This window comes from Sulfurimonas lithotrophica, assembly GCF_009258225.1.
Taxonomy (GTDB): Bacteria; Campylobacterota; Campylobacteria; order Campylobacterales; family Sulfurimonadaceae; genus Sulfurimonas; species Sulfurimonas lithotrophica.
On sequence record NZ_CP043617.1, the window covers coordinates 1,274,032 to 1,293,627 of the forward strand.

The 19,596-nt window shown below is 31.0% G+C and carries 16 protein-coding genes; 3 read left to right on the top strand and 13 right to left on the bottom strand.

What is annotated here, in order from left to right; translation table 11 throughout:
* Nucleotides 1-3: 3 nt before the first annotated feature.
* The 13 genes from FJR48_RS06415 to FJR48_RS06480 form a co-directional block, all read right to left on the bottom strand.
* Nucleotides 4-3,150, bottom strand: coding sequence for a type I restriction endonuclease subunit R (locus FJR48_RS06415; RefSeq protein WP_152307320.1), 3,147 nt, complete (start codon nt 3,148-3,150; stop codon nt 4-6).
* Nucleotides 3,143-4,111 (bottom strand): Fic family protein, encoded by a 969-nt coding sequence (locus FJR48_RS06420; RefSeq protein ID WP_152307321.1) that lies wholly within the window; start codon nt 4,109-4,111, stop codon nt 3,143-3,145. Before FJR48_RS06420 ends, FJR48_RS06415 begins: the two co-directional genes overlap by 8 nt.
* 174 nt (nt 4,112-4,285) lie before the next feature.
* A complete protein-coding gene (drt3b, locus tag FJR48_RS06425; protein WP_152307322.1) occupies nt 4,286-6,307 on the bottom strand; it encodes an antiviral reverse transcriptase Drt3b in 2,022 nt (673 codons plus the stop codon).
* Nucleotides 6,304-7,656 (bottom strand): antiviral reverse transcriptase Drt3a, encoded by a 1,353-nt coding sequence (gene drt3a / locus FJR48_RS06430; protein WP_152307323.1) that lies wholly within the window; start codon nt 7,654-7,656, stop codon nt 6,304-6,306. Before drt3a ends, drt3b begins: the two co-directional genes overlap by 4 nt.
* A gap of 2 nt (nt 7,657-7,658) precedes the next feature.
* Nucleotides 7,659-8,873, bottom strand: a complete 1,215-nt coding sequence (locus FJR48_RS06435) for a restriction endonuclease subunit S (RefSeq protein ID WP_152307324.1) — start codon at nt 8,871-8,873, stop codon at nt 7,659-7,661.
* Nucleotides 8,857-10,425, bottom strand: coding sequence for a type I restriction-modification system subunit M (locus tag FJR48_RS06440; protein WP_152307325.1), 1,569 nt, complete (start codon nt 10,423-10,425; stop codon nt 8,857-8,859). Before FJR48_RS06440 ends, FJR48_RS06435 begins: the two co-directional genes overlap by 17 nt.
* A gap of 107 nt (nt 10,426-10,532) precedes the next feature.
* On the bottom strand, nt 10,533-12,245 hold the full coding sequence (locus FJR48_RS06445; protein WP_152307326.1) for a hypothetical protein: 1,713 nt from the start codon (nt 12,243-12,245) through the stop codon (nt 10,533-10,535).
* Nucleotides 12,246-12,254: 9 nt separating this feature from the next.
* Complete coding sequence (locus tag FJR48_RS06450; RefSeq protein WP_152307327.1) at nt 12,255-13,181, bottom strand: DNA repair protein; 927 nt, start codon at nt 13,179-13,181, stop codon at nt 12,255-12,257.
* Between the two features lie 22 nt (nt 13,182-13,203).
* Nucleotides 13,204-13,605: a TerB family tellurite resistance protein gene (locus FJR48_RS06455; RefSeq protein WP_152307328.1), complete on the bottom strand. Its 402-nt coding sequence runs from the start codon at nt 13,603-13,605 to the stop codon at nt 13,204-13,206.
* 14 nt (nt 13,606-13,619) lie between these two features.
* Nucleotides 13,620-14,246 (bottom strand): hypothetical protein, encoded by a 627-nt coding sequence (locus FJR48_RS06460; RefSeq protein WP_152307329.1) that lies wholly within the window; start codon nt 14,244-14,246, stop codon nt 13,620-13,622.
* A gap of 498 nt (nt 14,247-14,744) precedes the next feature.
* Entirely contained in the window at nt 14,745-15,428 is a 684-nt protein-coding gene (locus FJR48_RS06470) for a hypothetical protein (RefSeq protein WP_152307330.1), read from the bottom strand.
* Between the two features lie 14 nt (nt 15,429-15,442).
* Nucleotides 15,443-16,822, bottom strand: coding sequence for a hypothetical protein (locus FJR48_RS06475; protein ID WP_152307331.1), 1,380 nt, complete (start codon nt 16,820-16,822; stop codon nt 15,443-15,445).
* A gap of 52 nt (nt 16,823-16,874) precedes the next feature.
* Nucleotides 16,875-17,753, bottom strand: a complete 879-nt coding sequence (locus tag FJR48_RS06480; RefSeq protein ID WP_152307332.1) for a helix-turn-helix transcriptional regulator — start codon at nt 17,751-17,753, stop codon at nt 16,875-16,877.
* 148 nt (nt 17,754-17,901) lie between these two features.
* On the opposite strand from FJR48_RS06480, the gene FJR48_RS12465 reads away from it, so the two are divergent.
* The 3 genes from FJR48_RS12465 to FJR48_RS06490 all read left to right on the top strand — a co-directional run bounded on the left by FJR48_RS12465 (nt 17,902) and on the right by FJR48_RS06490 (nt 19,588).
* Nucleotides 17,902-18,036 (top strand): hypothetical protein, encoded by a 135-nt coding sequence (locus FJR48_RS12465; protein ID WP_277872372.1) that lies wholly within the window; start codon nt 17,902-17,904, stop codon nt 18,034-18,036.
* A 141-nt stretch (nt 18,037-18,177) separates the two neighbouring features.
* Entirely contained in the window at nt 18,178-18,987 is an 810-nt protein-coding gene (locus FJR48_RS06485; RefSeq protein ID WP_188108555.1) for a DUF932 domain-containing protein, read from the top strand.
* A 10-nt stretch (nt 18,988-18,997) separates the two neighbouring features.
* The gene (locus tag FJR48_RS06490) at nt 18,998-19,588 is read left to right on the top strand and encodes a siphovirus Gp157 family protein (RefSeq protein ID WP_152307334.1); all 591 of its coding nucleotides are present in this window, start codon (nt 18,998-19,000) and stop codon (nt 19,586-19,588) included.
* Nucleotides 19,589-19,596 lie beyond the last annotated feature (8 nt).

The following is a 19,596-nucleotide window of genomic DNA, read 5'->3' on the forward strand; positions in this document are numbered from 1 at the left end:
TACCTATTTTTGATTATACTTCTTAAAATTCTCAGCCTGTTCAAATATCTCTTTAAACACTTCATCTTTTGTAATTGGTGGATATCCATGTTTAGCAAGCAGCATGATCAGGTCGACTTTTAATTCAGCCTTGATATCGTCCCTTACATTCCAGTCAGTGTATTTGGTTTTATCATCCACAACTTGCTTGACTTCTTTCGCAAGAGCTATTAATTTATCTTCTGGATAATCAAAGTCATATTTATGAGCTATCTCTTTTAAAATATCGTAGAACGCTTTTTCTTCGAAGTTTATCCCCATATCTCCAAATGATTCTTTCTCTTTTTTCAGTTCATGATACAGATCAATAATCTCATCAGTGAAGTCCTCAATGACTCCACTGACAAGTACATCTTCTTCTTTTCTTTCATTGTATTTCTCTACGAGTGCTGTAAACTTTTTACTAAAGTCTATAGCTTTTACTTTATTTACCTTTTTAAAATCTTCAAGTGCTTTAGCTAATAGCTGTTGAAGCAGTTTTATCTTTGTATTTGGAAGTTTGATTTTATCTATCTTGTTGATGTAATCTTCATCAAAAATATCTATCTGTGCTTCATCTTCTGAACCTAGTTTAAAGATCTCTTCAACACCATCACTTTTAAGAGCTTCAGCTATCATCTGAGATACTTTAGCGTTCATCTGTGCAGTATCAGGTGCATCACCTTTTGTAAGCTTGATAACAATAGAACGAACAGCTAAGTAAAAGTGTATGTAGTCTTTCTCTTTTTGCGTAAACTCTTCACTTCCACAAGCGATATCATAAGCAGCTTTTAACCTCTTTACGAGGTACATAAATCTAGTTTCTAACTCTTTTGTTAGTTGTACATATTCACTAGCATTGTTTAAGCACTCTAACTGTTCTGTAGGGCTACCACTAAAATATGGAGAACTATCAAACCTATGAAACAGTTTTGCAAGTAAATCCAGCTGATCCCTTACAACCACTATTGAAGCATTGATATCTTCAAAGTTCTTGCTATCAATACTAGAGAACTGTTTAAGAGCTTTATTCATAGCTGTTTTTATACCTATATAATCAACTACAAGCCCTTTATTTTTTCCTGCAAACTTTCTATTTACCCTTGAAATAGTTTGGATAAGGTTATGCTCTTGTATAGGCTTATCGATGTAGATAGTATCTAAGAACGGTACATCAAATCCTGTAAGCCACATATCAACTACTATAGCTATTTTAAAGTTTGATTTTTCATTTTTAAACTGTGTATCAAGTGTTTTTCTATACTCTTTTGTTCCTAGCATATCCCACAACTCTTTTTCATCATCTTTATTTCGAGTCATAATCATCTTGAGCTTTTCAAGTGGAAGTATCTCTTTTTTCTCTTTATCACTTAGTTCCACACCATCATCACAAACTCTTTGTTCATTCCACTCTGGTCTTAGTGTCACAAGCTCTTTAAAGAGTGCATAGGCTATCGGTCTACTGCTTGAGACAAACATAGCTTTACCTTTAAGCGTAGCACCTTCTTCTACTCTTTTTTCATAGTGTTCTACAAAGTCTTTGGCTATAGCTTTTATTCTATCTGGATCACCAAGAATGGTACTCATATTTGAGATAGCTTTTTTACTATCTTCTATTTGGTATTCACTAGCTCCTGCTTCTGCACACTCATCGTAGTACTTTTCAATATCTTGAAGTTTTGAGTTATCGAGTAGAACCTTGGCAGCACGACCTTCATACACAACTCTAACTGTGATCTCATCCCTTACAGACTCAGTCATTGTATAGCTGTCTACCACACCACCAAATACATCAAGTGTAGCGTCTATAGGTGTACCTGTAAAACCTACATAAGTAGCATTTGGAAGTGAGTCATGCAGATACTTTGCAAAACCATAAGTCTTTTTAACTCCCTTGTCAGTCACTTTTACTTTTTGATCTAAGTTTATCTGACTTCTATGTGCTTCATCAGATATACAGATGATGTTTGTTCTCTCACTAAGTAGTTCTATATCTTCTGTAAACTTATGTATGGTCGTTAGAAACACCCCACCACTCTCACGACCTTTTAATCTTTGTCGTAAATCTTCACGACTCTCCACACTAACAATCCCATCATCCCCTACAAAACCTTTTGCATTACCAAATTGTCTACTTAGCTGATCATCCAAATCTGTTCTATCTGTGATGAGTATAATTGTAGGACTAGAGAAATGAACACTTTTCATAAGCAGTCTTGTAAGATAAAGCATAGTAAAACTTTTACCGCACCCTGTAGCACCAAAATATGTACCACCTTTACCATCGCCATGTGGTTTTTGGTGTTGTTTTATATTTTCATAGAGTTTTCTAGCTGCATAGTACTGAGGATAACGACAAACTATCTTTTCCTCTTTTTTAGACTTGTCAGGTATGTAGATAAAATTGTGGATGATGTCTATAAGTCTCTCTTTGTTAAACATCCCTTGGATCATAGAGTGCATTGATGCTATACCATCTACATCTTCTTCATTGCCAGTTATCTTTCTCCAAGAGTAAAAGAACTCATAAGGTGCAAAAAATGAACCTGCTTTATTGTTCACTCCATCACTTATGACACAAAACGCATTGTATTTGAAAAGCTCAGGAATATCTCTTCTGTACCTAGTTGTGAGCTGTACAAAAGCATCATGTATAGTAGCTTCTTCTCGTATGGCACTTTTAAACTCAAATACCACCAATGGCATACCGTTTATATACAATATGCCATCAGGTATTCTTTTTTCATAAGCAACTATCTCAAGCTGATTTACTATCTTAAAAGTGTTCTTGTCTATAGTTTCATAATCTATAAACTGAATATGAATATCTTTTTTACTTGCATCTTCACGTTTAAAGATAAAACCATCAGAAACTAGCTTCATAATCGATTTATTTGTATCGTATAAGTCACTTGAAGGATAAGACTCTAACTTACGGATGATTTGAGTTATTTCACTCTCAGTTATGTTATCAGATTTATACCTATCAGCAAGATACTTCTGTAAATCATCTTTTAAAAGAACTTCACCCTCATCTCTTTCAATCTCTTTACCATGCTGATAACTAATACCTTGCTCTTCAAGTAGTTCTATAAACGCCAGTTCTAGTTTTTCTTCTGTAAATTTACTCATGAACTATTTCCCAGTGACCAGATTTTAAACTCCCTACCCTTGTAAGTCTATGCTGCTCTTTTAGTTTTGCTATATCTCTTTTGATAGTTTTATCTGTCACATCCAGTAAACTAGCCAGTTCTGCTATGGTTATAGCTCTGTTTTCACTAATGATTTCAATAATTTTATCGAGTCTTTTTATTGGGACATTTTTAGGGACACTATTTGGGACATTTACATTTTTTATGTTTTGCATAGATTCGAGTATCATCTCAAGCATAAACTCTATAAACGGAGTGCTTTCACCTTGCTCTGTCGAATTTTCTATAGCTTTGTAGTACTCTTCTTGATGATCTCTTACTATACTCTCAGTCGGTAAAAGTGAAAAAAGAGGATTGTAACTGTTTAAGATAACGCTCTGCCAAAGTCTACCTATACGACCGTTACCATCTGAAAATGGATGAATAAACTCAAACTCATAATGGAATATACAAGATTTTAATAGCATATGCTCATCGCTGTTTTTAAGCCAAGTAAAAAGGTCTGTCATAAGGTCACTTACCATGCTAGGCTGTGGAGCTATGTGTTCACCAACCTGAACATTTACACTTCTAAAACTTCCAGCAGTTGTTAAGATCTCATCCATCAGTATTTTATGTGCGAGTAAAAGGTCATCTAGCTCATCGTAACGGTACGATTCTAACTTGTCATACGCTTTTATAGCCCCTTGTACTTCTGCAAGTTCTTTTACACTTCCTAAAACCTTTTTACCATCTATGATAGAAGTGATCTTCTCTTCTCCTAAAAAGTTACCCTCTATCTCTAAAGTACCAGCTAATGTTTTAATGCGGTTCTTTTTTCTTAGCATAGGATTTACTTTTGTAATGCTAGAGAACTGAAGTTTTGTGAGTTCTTCACTTATTTGCGTTGATAGTTTTAGTATTTTTGAGGTTATTTTGTATGGTGGGGTGTAGTTATTCATAAAAAAAATCCTCTCTCTGGTATATTTTTAAGAGGTGGAAAGGATTGTTTATAAACATGCAGCCCGAACTCACTGCATTAGAAGTACATACCTTTTGAATCAAAGTATTTACCATATCACTTGTGTGTGAAATTGTTTTGTTCGGAATGACGTGAAAAAACATTTTATCAAACATTAGCTGTAAACCTCCTGACTTTTTTTCAATTCAATTTCTTCTGCTAAATTAAAATCTTGCCATTTAACAAACCAATATTTTTGCTTTAATGAAAATACAACTATTTTATTTTGTGTAGCTGGATCAGTTACATCATTCAAAGATAGAAATCTATTTTTATCTTGAGTATCTACATAAGGGCAAGTCATCAAGTCCATTAAAAGTAACGTAAGCTCAGTGTTTTTTCTAAGATTATCTTTATTGTAAGATTTAAACTTATTTTCAATACACTCCAAAAGCTTTGTTTTGATGTTAGCATATCGACTGATATTTTTTATATAGTAAAGTAAACTCACTATTACGAAGTAATTTAACTCTATTCCGTCATCAAAAAAATAACTATCTAAAAAATTGCTCTCGAGCCTATAGTCTTTACCTATTTCGTTTAATATCAATAGCAGATATAATGTTTCATTTTGTGTATATTCTTTTAATTTATTTTTCTTCAGTATTTGAAAAGTCTCATCATACATTTTTTTATAAATCAATTCAATTTGATAATTTTTAAATATCCTATTGTGTGCCTTACTGTCTTTGATAAATTGTATTAGTTTACTAATTAGTGAAACTATTTTAATAGTTGATGTAACTCTAGGTGATACAGAATATATAAAAAATAAAAAGTTCAGTAACTGCATCGTATAAGCAACAAACATATCAGTATAAAGCAATTGATTTTCGGAGTTTTCAAGTTTGGAAATAATTTTTAAATATCTCTTTTCTATTGTTGCTATTGAATAGTTCAAAATATCTTTATATTCTATATTTGTCTCTTTAATAATCATTTTAAATTTTGTTATAACATCTTTAGAATTTAAAGAAACACTCCACTGCTTTTCATCTTCTGTTGCATTGTCTTTTATTACATAACTAAAATTTTCATTAATTAATTCAGTTATTTTTGTTTTTGCTATTGTCAAATCTGTAATAATAGGTTTAACAAATTCAATTGTTTTTGTATCGCTCACATATAAGTTATATTCTTTTAACTCATGTTTAAAAGTTTCAGTTACTATATTTTTAACTCGCTCATCATCATAAAATACGAAATAGTCATCGACATATCTAAAAATTTCATAGTGAGTTTTATGTAAACATGATTTTGTTTCTAGGTTGCTTTTTACCTTCTTATCAATACTTTGTAAAATTAGTTCAGCAAAAATACGAGAGATCTCAGCGCCAATCAAAATACCATTTGTCTCACCATAGTTCATATTTTGCATCAATTTATCAAACTTACCTGCGAATGTGGCATCTAATTTAGTATTTAAATTATCTTTTACTATTTCTTTGTTTAATAGTGCCCATGCGATAGTATGTGTATAAATACTGTCAAAGCATTTATTAATATCAAATTTATAAAGTTTGTCAAATTTCTTTTCACATCTTTGATATTCATAAGACTCAAAAAACCTATGGATATTACTGTACTTTTTATAGGTAAAAAAACTTTTTAAATGTTCTTCTTCATTATCATGAATCTCAATTTTATTATGAGCCAATTTGGTATTTTTTCGTTTTTTTAGATAGTTGTTCATATATCTATTTTTAGCTATTTTAAAAGGTCTTCTAATAGAAAATTCACTTTCATTTGAAAAATATTTTATACTTTCTTTATATGTACTATAGAAATTCACTATCATCAGTTGATTTAAAGGATGTATCAAAGATAAGTTTCTAAAATCATTTTTTTTATGTGCAATTTTAAAAGTAAATGGAATAGTTCTTTCATGATTTTCAAATGAAGCTTTATTGTTATCAACTTTGACGTTGAAAAGTAGTTCTAAAACTTCTTTTACATCTGTAACACTGTTATCAAATATAATTTCATTGTTTTTTATTTCTACTTTATTATTCACCAAAAATCTATAAAAATATCTATTAGAAAATATTGCTGGTGTTTCATAAGGCAATGTATCTGATAAAACAGCTCTTTCTTTTAGATAAGTAATTTTTTGTTTTTTTCTAAACTTTCTACTCATAAGTTCTTCCAAATACTCAATATTTCTTCTAACTCTTTTTTTGAAAACTTGTAGAAGTTTTTCTTTTGAAATCCATCAACAAAACTAAAAGTTTTTAGCTTGTTTTTTAGTTTTGTAGTACCATTCAGATTTAAACGGGAGTAAGGTTGTAAGTTTCTTTCAACTGCTACACATTTAAAATAATTATCAAGTCTCTTTAGTTTTGAATCCACACTTATTTGTTGATTTGAAAAATATGCACCTATCAAAATATCTTTTTTAACACCTAACAGCCGTGTATTACCAGTCAAATATTTTAATCTTTGAATTAATAATCTTCGAGCAGCTTTTTCGTTATATTTACTCGTTCTATTATAATCTTCAATTGAAATGTTCAACTTTTCTTTATATCTCTGCTCTTTATTACTACTTATATCTATTTTAAGTGGATTGGCGAAAGTAAAGTTATAACCTAAAAAATCAAAATTGAAATTGTTAGTTTGTGTAAAATCCATAGGTTTTGTTTTTGTAGTATTACGCCTTAAGCCATATTTTGTAATCTTTTCATCTATTAAATTTAAATAATCAATACTTTCATGCTTATTATTTGGTGTAAATACAATGATTATATCATCCACATATCTTGCATAATAAGTCACATTACTCAAGTCTCTTATATCATTATCAAAATCTCTCATATATAATTCAGCAAGATAAGCACTTATACCTATTCCTCGTGGTATTCCACTATTTTGACCTGTAATAATCTGATACTGTCTTAATATTTCATTGATGATTTTTTTTGACAATGGACTAAGTATATGATTTCTGGATATGACTTTTTTTAATTCATCATGAGGAATAGTTTCATAAAAACTTGCAATATCTGTTCGTATAATGTATTTTGGAAATCCGTTATCAAGCATATTTACAACTTGAGACACTATTTCATTCCTATCAGCTTGCTTTACTTTAAAGGAGTGCTGTATATTTTTTTGAATTTGCTTAAATAAAAAAAATGTTTCTACATTACTTCTATCGACAGTATAAGCTGTTTTTCCCTTGATAGTTTTAGTAAGCATTGAAATTGAATAGTTTTTTTTATCAATTTTTTCTTCTACTAATGACAAAATTATTTGTAAGTTATCAAACTTTCTCTTTTTTAATCTTTCTTTTCTATGGTTTGCTCTTTCTCTTTTTTCAACTGTAGAATAAAATCCATCTCTAAATTTTTTGTTAATTTTTTTTATTGAATTTCCATAATGTTTTAGAATATTAAATTCTGAAAATCTACCATCTAAATAGTCACCTTTTCGGTTTTCATCATAATAAATTTTTGTAAAATTTTCAACATTAAAAGATTGCTTCATTCTTATCCCTCAATTATTGCCATTTTGGAAAGTAAAACATCTTTTAATTCATGTAGTTTATGGTTTTCATTTTGTTTAATTAAAATATGCTCAAACAACTTTTCTGATTTCTCTCCAAATTTATAAATCGTTTTTGAATCTGGATATAAAACTGAAATTTGTTCAAAGTCACGAGTAACTAATGCGCCAAAAACTCCTCCATTAGCATGATTTTTTAATACATCCAATGTTCTTAGGGTGTGTTGATAAACAAAGAATTGATTTATATCTTTTCCAATAGCCGCATAACAACTTTGATTCATTGCCATATCTGTTGAAGCCATAGCTATTGCCCCCACAGTTCCTCTTGCTGTTATAAAAACTGTATTTATTGGATAAATTTTTGTACTACTATTGTCAAAACCAAGTTGCGTTATATTTTTTTCTGTGCTGATACTATAAATTGATTCAGAAACATCTTTTGGAGTGAAAAAAGGTATTTTACCGTCCCAATATTCAATAATTTCAGTACTAGGAGTTCCACCACCTTTTAAGTCAATCATATTTGTGTAAGGAACAGAACTCCATTCATTAGGTATTTCCATATCCAGTTCTTCTGAGTATTTCATCTTACCACCATTTGATTTATATGGCTTACGGTTTTCATTTGGAAATTCAAAATTCATAAACCACTCTTTATAGATACTTTGTGCTGTATCTTCTAGTTTTTGATTTAGTTGCTCATTTAGTTTGATTCTATCTGTGATAGTATGATATTCTTTAACTATCTCTATTTGTTTGTCTATAGATGGAACATTTATATCTATAGAGCAAAAGTCTTCCCATGATATACTTCCCCTAACATCAGCACCACTCATAAACCATAGATATCTGTCATTCTCACTTCTTGATAGCCACATCATTAAGTATTCGCTTAAAAGTTCATTTTCATCTTTTACTTCAAATACATAATACGCAGAAGATATAATAGCCTCATCATGTTCTTGCATTAAAGATATTGGGAGCCTCCCATCTCTTCCAACACTCATAAATTTGCATCCAAACTGACCTTTCTTAACTACTTTATACTTTGTTAAATCCGCTCCTATTATATTTGCGACAGATGGCATAAACTTCTTATCTAAATTTACACCAACTAGAAGATCTATTTTTCCATCAACATTTCTTACATTAACTTGTCGTATATAGTCACCTAACTTTTTATAGTTTGATCTCATAACCCAACTCTTTAAAAACTGTCAATAGTTCTTGTTTTGATTGTTCTTCTTGTTTTAAAAGCTCTGTAAATTCACTTTTTAGATTTGTCATCTTAGTATCAAAGTCTATGTTCTCATCTCTATTTACAAATTCTATATATTTACTTGGTACTAGAGAATAGTCTTTTTTCTCAACTTCTTCTTTTGAAGCACTGTAGCAGTATTCAGGTATGTCTTCATAAGCTTTTTTATCACTTTGCCATGTATGATAAGTAGACGATATTTTTTCTATAGTTGTTTGGTCAAATTGAATGTATTTTTTCTCAAATGGTATACCTTGCTGTCTCAAATCCATAAAGAGTATTTCATTCGTTCTGTCTCTGTGAATTTTATTTACACCGTTTTGTTCAAACTCTCTTAGTTTTTTATTGGCATTAAGTATCCAAATAGTTACACTTATTGTAGTCGTATAAAACATATTTTGAGGAAGTATTAAAATAGCCTCTACCAAATCATTTTCAATAAGCTTTTTTCGTATCTTATACTCTTCGCCACCACCGCTTAACGCACCATTAGCAAGGATAAACCCAGCTACACCATTAACAGAGAGTTTAGATACCATGTTAAGTATCCATCCGTAGTTAGCGTTTGATGTTGGAGGAACATCATATCCTGCCCATCTTGGATCATCTAACAGTTCATTTGCACCTCTCCAGTCTTTTTGGTTAAATGGAGGATTTGCCATGATAAAATCAGCTTTGAGATCTTTGTGTTGATCTTTTGCAAATGTATCAGCCGGTACATCTCCAAGGTTTGCAGATATTCCCCTGATAGCTAGGTTCATCTTTGCCAGTTTGTATGTAGTTGCCGTGTACTCTTGCCCGTAGATAGAGATATCTTTTTTGTTTCCTTTATGAGCTTCTATAAACTTCATAGACTGTACAAACATACCACCTGAACCACAAGCAGGATCATAGATCTTACCTTTGTATGGTTCTATCATATTTGCTATAAGATTTACTATAGATTTTGGAGTATAGAATTCCCCTTTACCTTTCCCCTCAGCTATGGCAAATTTACTCAAGAAGTATTCATATACACGACCGACTATATCGTGTCCTTTGTCTTCTATGGTGTTGATGTTATTGATAGTATCTATAAGAGATGAGAGCTTACTTGCATCAAGTCCAAGTCTTGAGAAGTAGTTATCTGGTAATGCACCTTTAAGGCTTGGGTTGTTCTTCTCGATTGTAGAGAGTGCAGTATCAATTTTTAGGGCTATGTCATCTTGTTTGGCATTTTGTTTTATGTAACTCCAACGTGATTCTTCAGGAAGATAGAACACATTCTCCATAGTGTAAAACTCCACCATATCTACAAATGCTTCTTGCCCTTGTTCTATTAGCTGCTGGCGTCTCTCCTCAAATGTATCACTTACAAACTTTAAAAAGATAAGTCCAAGTACAATGTGCTTGTATTCACTTGATTCAACTGTACCTCTAAGTTTATTTGCACTATCCCATAGTGTCTCTTCCATAGATTTTTGTTTTTTTGCTGCTTTTGCTTTTGCCATTAATTATTGTGACCTTTTATTTAACATAATTTATTAAAAAATAATTTTTTGTTTATTATAGCTTTTAAATCTATATATTAAATAAAATATAAGGCTTTCATATAGTTTTAGATACTTAAAACCTTTTGGGTCTGTAGCATAGCAATGAAGTCATCGTTATTCTTGGCTTTTAAATCTATATCCATAAAATCTGCCATTTGATAAACAGATGTATTAACATCTAAATTGTTTTCGATTTTATGTTTCATATCTTCAGCAATTTTTGTAAATTGAAGTTTTTGTTTTGCAAGTATTTCAAGAGATTCTGTTTGAAAGATATCAGTATTTTTTTTGATGTTTTCTATACGAAGTTGAAATATTTCTTTTACTCTAGCAAGTCTTTTTTCATCTTTTACAGAGAATAAGTCTATCTGGTCTAATAACCAAACAACAAGTGTTGTAGCAAGCCCTGAAACAATAATTGTAGCAACATCACCAATTATAGGTATCTTTTCTAATGCACTTTCTAAATTAAATATCAAAATAGGTACTACAGCAGAAGCAATTATTTTTGTAATAGCATCAGCTTTTTGTGCTGAACTCATTTCTTCTGATGGTTTTAGCATAATTTTAAATGCCTCTTTTATAGACATAAAACCTTGTGTAACAATTTCAATAAACTTTTTAAACATTCCTAAAAATGCTTTTAGTATATTTTCTAATAACATTGGTATAAAATTACCTATTACATCTTTTATAGCATCACCTAATGTATTTAGTGCATTTTCTTTTATAAATTTACCAGCTCGCTTTAGTCTTAGAATAAAAGCTTCTATCTTATCATTTGTATCAAAACCATATAAAACACCATTTAAAAACATGTCTTTTATCTCAAACCATATTGGTTTTAATATTAAAACTATTGCATCGCCGAAACCTTTTAAACCAACATTTTTTGCCATTAATTTTCTAGCTTCTTTATTTTGAGCTTCTGTAGCTTCTTTTTCAAGTTTTAAAGCTTTTTCTTTTTCAGTTTCGGTTAAAGCATCTGGATTTTTTTCAATAAATTCACTCCATGTCATATCACCTTTTGCTCTATTTAAAGATGAATTTATATAGGTTTCATTTTGTTCCAATCCTATAACTTGTTCTAGGTCATCCCTATAAAGGTAAGGGTTATTCTGATATTTTTTTCTTACACTATTAATTGGATTAACATGATCCATATCTGCTGATTGTATACCTTTTTGTTTTGCACCATTAGTTGTTAAATCAATATTCTCACCAGTTACATCATCAATTACAGTAGCAGTTTTTTTAGTCTTTATTTCGCCTTTTTTATTCTCATAAGTAATTGTTTCATTACGTTCAATACCTTTAGATTTTTCAGTTTCAGACCTTGATTTCGTGTCATAATGGTTATTTCTAGTATCTGTACCATAATGACTTTTTTCTGCTTGAGTTAAAAAAACATCTTCATCAACATCTTTATGTGTAAACTGTTCATAACTAAAGCTATTTACTTCGTTCACAAGTCTTGATGGAGTAACATTTGTTTTTCTAAATGATCCATTTAGTTTTGGATGTTTAATTAGTCCATCAGCTATACCCAAAAGCATAGGGTTTACAAGTTCAGTAACAATATTTTGTCCACTTTCAAACTCTTCATAAATTTTATCCATTATTTCCAAAGATGATTGTTGATCATGTAGTTCAATGTCAATGAGCTTTTTACTCATTTGAAGTGGAGATGTATTGTTTAACTCTTCCCTTAATTCTTCGAAAGATAGAGTTTTGCCAACCAGTTCCTTTGTTTGTTCATCTAGCTCATTTTTACTCATATTATTCCCTTATGCAGATAATAGTTCCAGTTTTTCCATTTTTGACTGAATATTATTTACAGCTTGAATGTCTTCAGTTTGAACTTCACCATTTTCTGTTAAATATCCCATTGTTGACATTTGTTTAAGAACTATTGAAAGATTAAACAGTGCTCTAAACTCATCTATATGTACTATAGGGATTAGTTTAAAATCTAACTTACCATTTTCAAGAGTTACTCCGTTTAAAACTTGTTTTTGTGTTTGCGAAGACACACCATATTCAAAGCGGTCAAGCAATTTAGAATAGTTCATAACTAATGTTTCAAAATACATAGCTACATTTTCAATAGATTCAAGAATAACTTTTATTTTGACAACTTGAGATTTCATTTTTTCAATCTCTTCGTCTATTCTCTGCTCTTCTTCTTGAACTTTGACAAGTGTCTGTTTAGCTTTTTTTCTTGTGAAAAATCCAAGAGTAAAAATTCCAAAAAATATCTCTGAAGCTTTTAGATTATTAAAATCAATCATATAGAGTTCTTCTTTGCTTCTAACACCTTCAAGTTTTTTTACTTCAGTAATCGAATCTTCAAAATACTCTAAAAAACTTTTACCTTCAATATTAATATTGTGAAGCTTATTACCTAAATCAGTAAAGCGTTTAAAATGTTTATCGTAAATATCTGTTTTATGGTAGTTAATAGTATTGATTCTTTCTTCAAGTTTTGAAGTTATATCTTGCATATTCCGTTCATACTCAAACTTGGCTTTATCGTATCTATCTGTAATCTCAGCGAGTAATTCTTCTGCTTCGTTAAAGGTTGTTCTACCTGTTATACCATTCCAAGCTTTAGATGTTTTTTCTTTAACATAATCAACTGCTTTACTGGCAACTTCAACTGTTTTTTTTGCAACTGATTTGACACCGTTCCATAGTTTTGCACCCAACCCCATATAATTCTCCTTGTATCATTTTTTACTTAGAAATCAGTTCATATCCCTCTTGAACTATATCATTCATTGCTTCCACCCATCTATGTATTCTTGCTACTTCATATTCTTTAATTCTGAACTCTTCTGCCAGCATATCCACAAATTGCCCTTCAGCTTCACAAACTTCTCCATCTGCTAAAAGTATTCCAAATAGTTCTATTAGAATTATTTTTTTAACTTTTTTTGTAGAACCTTTGAGTGCAACAATAATCTTGTTAATGTCATCTTGTCTATGTGCTGTGTATTCCACTAGTTGACATTCGTACTTATAGCTTGTAAGTATCGCTTCTTCAGATTCTTTATGTTCACCGTTTAATCCCATTGAGTATCTTGCCAGTTCTAAAAAGTCTTGCTGCTCTTGTTTGTTTAGTAAATCTAAATACATTAATATCCCTTATCTTAATATTTTGTTGTTATTTCATCGATAATATTGTTGTTATCATCGTATATATACTCAGTTTTGGAACTAATCTCACCAGCTTCGTCATATTGATATGAAAAAACTAAACTACCTGCTTTGTTAAAGTCTTCACCTTTGAGTAATGAACCATCTTTTGAGTAGTACATTTTGTGTTTTATACAGTTATCTGCAAAAGTTTCAGTAAAGTTCTTAATTCCACCTTCGTAATATATATTTGTAGTTTCATTTGTCTTTTTATCAACAAGTTTAAGTACTTTACATTCACCAACTTCTTGAATAAAATGATCGTCTTCATATATGCCGTTTTTATATTTTGCTAATTCTGTGTGGAAATTTATTATATTATCTAGCCTAATATGTTGTAAGGATTTTTGTGTTGCTACAAAACTGGAATCAATATTTGATTGTAAGTTTTCTACCTTTTTAGTCATTGATGTATTGTTTTCATCGAGTTCTTTAAACTGTGAAGACATAAATGTTTGAAGTTTATTCAATTCGTCTATAACTAGCTTATTTGAGTCATTTATTTTTTTGTAAGCTATTATTATAGTAAGTAAAATAGCTATAGATGACACTATAGTAATTACCATAAGGGGTGTTATCATTTTTTCTCCTTCTTTTATAAAACTAACTTTATCTACATATAATGTAAAATAACATTAAATTTGCATATGTGTTTTAATATAAACCTATTTGTAACTTTTCTTCTTCTTTAATCTAAGAAATATACTATTTATTACTTTATAAACTATCCATACAACGACTATCCAAAGTATCAAATTTATTAAAAAGATCATACTAGCCCTTTTATCTACTATAATACAGTGTATTATTTATGATTGAGAGAAAATTCTACACAAGATAGACTTACATTAAGATTATCTATCATAGTAGGTTGTAAACTCATGCAAAATATATCTCCTGAACAACTTTATCAAACTATAGGCAAAAATGTAGCCAAATACAGGAAAGAAAAAGGACTCTCTCAGCTTGATCTTTCCATGCAAATGGGCTACAAATCAGTTTCCGTAGTCTCTGGTGCAGAGATATGCTACAGTGGTAAACACTTTAATCTTGAGCAACTTCTAAAGATCTCTCAAATATTAAAAATCCAACTGTGCGATTTTTTTAAAGACGAGGATTTGTCTAGCTAGCTTTTTTGAGAAATTGTTTTCTTTATCTATACTTTGTGTATAACAAAACTCTATAAGCTCTACTGCAATAAGGTATATATTTTCAATCTCTTCTTGTTCATCTACAGATAAGGTTGCAAAATCAACAGTCTGAACATTTTCACAGCTGTTTATACGATCCTCAACCAATTCATTTAGCCTATCTACCCCTTTACTAAATACTTCAAGGTAGTTTTTTAAATCTTCTTGCGTATTTTCATCTAGCTCGTAAAACTCAGAATCATCTTTTACAAATCTTTGTTGTAGTTTATAAAACTGTTCCATGTCATAATCAGGTAGATTCTTTATAGTTGAAAAGACTTCAAGCAATATTGGCATACTTTCATTGTAAAACTTTTCTTTTGTTTTATGTATATTGTCAAGTGCATTTAACTCTTTACTTGTTTCCATAGAACTATCAGAACCTAATGAATCTACGATCTCTATAAGATAGTTGAAAAAATCATCGGTTTTTTCTGCGGCTGCATCTATACCATCTGTTATTTTAAAACCTATATCTTCCATCTCATAGTATTTATCATTTTTTTCTATATACTTTTTTAAACCATAGCCTGTAGCAGCAAGTGCTACTCCACCAAGTACCAATCTTAACATTGTAAACTCCTTTTCTAATCTGTTGTTAGTAAAACTTTTCCACTTGGAACAATTCTTTTTGCACCAAAGCCATTTTTATAACTGAAACTTCCAGAACCTTTTGCAATACCTAATTTGGTAGTGTTCTCTTTCCATGCCCCATCAAACTCCAAGTGTATAGTTTTACCTGCTGTGCTTCTTGCAAGACCTTCATCCTTACTAAGCCTTTGAGATAATTTAGCCGTAAATATGTAGCAGAGGTCTTCATTTTCATAAGGATCAGCTTTGCCAAACCAGTCTCCCTGTATAGTCTTACAACCATTTGATTTTAAGATAGATAAGTTCTTTAAAAACTTCTCTTTAGACTTAAAAAACAAGATTTCTCCATAAATCTGATAGTTTTTAGACATTTTTTCGATTAAAGGTGTAGGAGTTATACCCATCTCTTTGAGCATTTTTATATGTCCGATGTATGACATATTTTTGTAAGGTGAATATTCTTTAGTATCATTTATTCCCATATCTAACAGTTGTTCAACTATATTCGGATCCGTCAAACCAATAGTTGTCCATTTTCTTATATGTTCAGGTTTTTTAATTCCTATCTTGTTCCATTCTGAGATTTTTTTTGGATTTTTCAGTCCTGATGAAAGCCACATTTTTATATCTTTATACTCAGTTATACCCGCACTTCTCCATTGCTGAAATGAATATGAATCTTTTATACCTATATCAATCCATTTTTGAGCCTCCTGAGGCGTTTTTACTCCCATGTCCAACCAATTTTTCTTGATATTTTCAGGACTATCTATATTAATCCACCCTTGAACTTCACTAGGTGAACTAAGTCCTATCCTTTGCCATCTTTCCACATTATCAGAATATAATACCCCTATTTCTTTCCATTGTTTTATTTCATTTGGAGTTTTAACGTTTACATCCAGCCAATATTGTGCGTCTGATGGTTGTTCAATTCCGGCATTAATCCAAGCTTTTACGTCTTCAGCAGGTATATTTGCTTTTTTCCAGTCCTTAATATAATATGTATCTATCCCTAAAGCAAGCCATTTTTTGATTTCCTCTAAAGATGTAATATTTGCTTTAGCAAAATCAACAGAGTGTTCAGCTAGATCAACTCCTGCATCTTTATATCTTTGAACATCTTCAGGTGTTTTTGCACCTATATTAATCCACATATCGAGATAATTCTTTTCAGTATATCCACCTTTTAGCCAGAGTTCGGCTTCCTGAGGTGTTTGAACACCAAGTTTTTTCCATTTATCTATATTATATTTTTTAACTACACCTATTTTGTTCCATTCTGCCAGTTCTTCTTTTGAATATTCTTTAGCATACAGCTGATGATTTAAAATAAATACTAAAGATATCACGCTGATCAGTTTTTTGCTTCTCACTACAACTCCTTTTATGTTTATACAAAGAAGTATAGTGATTGGTTTGGTCAGGTTATGACCGCTTTAGATAAGTTTGTAGAATATCTTCTAATTTTTCTTGCAGGTATGTAGGAGAACTGATTTTAACGTGAGGCAAAGCATGTTTAACTATATTAAGTATCTCATTTTCATATGTTACTTTAGTCATAAGTGTAAGTTTTTCTTCACTTTGCTTTAGGATCGTCTGATTAGGCAGTATATCTCTGCGAAGATAGTACTCTATCAGAGGTTTGTCAATTTCAAGTATAACCTCTATTGTCTCTTCTGAAAACCAATTGGCTTCGTTTTTATCAATCTTTTCTAAAGTTTTTTTGTCCACTTTAAATGTTTTATCTAAAATACAAAGGTCTTGTACTTTTTGCAGTGTATACATCTTTATCTTAGCGTCTTCATCTCCAGCCAAATACCATATACCATTATTATTTATGAGCTTATACGGCTTTACGCTTCTTGGTTTTCCATTATATTTAAAAGTTAAAGTTTGATTGTGCAGTATGGCAACATTTAGTTTCTGAAACTCTTTTGTTCTGTCGTTTATTTTTTCAAAGCCAAAAGCATTGATTTGGTATGTATGGTTTATTTTCATATTTAAAAGGTCACTTATAAACTCATTGCTTAATGTAGGGTATAAAGATTTTATTCCGCTTATAGCAGCAAAATTCTTTAAATCATCGAAGCTTAGGTTTCCAAGAGCATATCCCTCTAGCATATAGCGACCATTCTCTTTTTTTATAGGTAAGAAGGACAGTCTTTCATTCATATCTCTTCTAATTGTTCTTGGGCTAATATTAAACTCTTCTGCAAGCTCATCATCGCTTGGTCTTTCTTGATTATGTAGTTTTCTAATAATAAGAGCTAATCTTGTTGCATATTTATCGTGGGAAACGGACATATCTCTCTCTAAATGTTAAATAAGTGGATAATTGTAACTAAAAAAAATTATATCTACTCAAATTTATTTAAATGGAAATTTTTTTAATCACATATTCTAAATAAGGAAAGTACACATGTACTTTTAATTTTCAGATCAAGGAGCAATAATGTTTGTAGACACTAGAAGATATAACTTCTTCAAATGGCCTCACAGTTTCATAGATTCTCTTTTTGATAGAGACAAGCAACATGTAGAAATGGATGATAATGATGAAAATATCATTTTTCTAAGTAAGACATAGGAACAAAAATGACTCCTATACAAGTACTTACAATAATTATAGCTGTGAGCGCAGCTTTAAAAGAGGTTTTGGATTCTGATGAATCTTAGTTTTAGTCATAAGACTTTCAATACACAATTTAAAATATATAAAGGAAAAACAATGTCAGTAAGACCACTAACAGACGAACAGTTAAAAGAACAAGCACCAGTACTCTTTACAGAGCAACCACACTTTGAGACTAGTGATAAATATCACTTCGTTTCTTCTATAGATGTTATCAACGAAATCAAGTCACACAACTGGCATCCTGTGTCAGTGCAACAATCATCTGTAAAAGATGAGGACAAGGACGGTTATCAACGTCACGTTGTACGTTTCCGCCATTTCGAAGACTTACTCAATCCAAAAGAGAATGCAGTAGAGTTATTATTGTTTAATAGCCACGATAGGAGTACGGCTTTTAGCATATCGGCAGGTATCTACCGCTTTGTATGCTCAAATGGCTTAGTTATAGCGGACAGTGTATTTGAATCTTATAAAATCAAGCACATTGGAGATAGAGCTAACGACATACACACGGCAATAGATAAGATCACTTCTTTTAAACCACAACTTGAATATAAGATCAACAAGTTTGAAGCTTTAAAGCTATCAACTGGTGAGAGAGAAGCATTTGCTAAATCTAGTATTGCTCTTAGGTTTCCAGAGCATTTAGAGGTTGATTATAAAGACTTACTAGTACCTCACAGAGATGAAGACAATAAAGATGATCTCTACACAACGCTTAATATAATTCAAGAGAACCTACTGTCTGGAAATGTATCGGGTGTTAACAAAGAAACAGGTCGGAGATTTACTTCTCGTGAGATCACCTCTATTGGCAAAGACAAAGAGATCAATCAAGGTCTATGGGATATCGCCGAGCGTATCAGTTCTATAAAAGAGCCAGAGATGGCATTAGCAGCTTAAAGGAGCAAAGATGAAAACAGTTGATTATCGCTTACAAAAAGAGATACAGAACATCAAACCTGATGCTCAACAAGAGTGGTTCAAAAACTACGTTAGAGAAGTTCTTGAATCTAACAAGCCTTACTATGCTAAGGCTGATTACCTTGGATTATCTATCCAAGAGATCCAAAACAAGATAGATTATCTTAGTGAAGACATTAAAGAGATGCAGACACTAAAGAAAAACCTTACTAATGCAAAAGCTATCGCACTTGAAGCTATAGCATCGGTACTTGAAGAGTATGGGATAGACCGTTTAGATGGAACTGCTATATCGTCTATTACTATCACACCTCAAAAAACCAAGATAAAAGAATCTCTATCTATTCTTGATCCAGATGCCCTGATCAAACTAGGTTACTTTAAAGCGGTTGTTGACGAGGATGCAGTTAAAGAAGCGATGAAAACACTAGAGTCCATGGACGAGATAGATAGACACACTCAAATAGAGGTAGAAAAGGTGTTAATTCCATCCAAAATCAAGATTAATTCTAAACGCAATCAGAAAAACCATCAAGCTAGTGAACTACTGAACTTAGTAGATTCACAAGAAGCTGCATAAGGAATAAA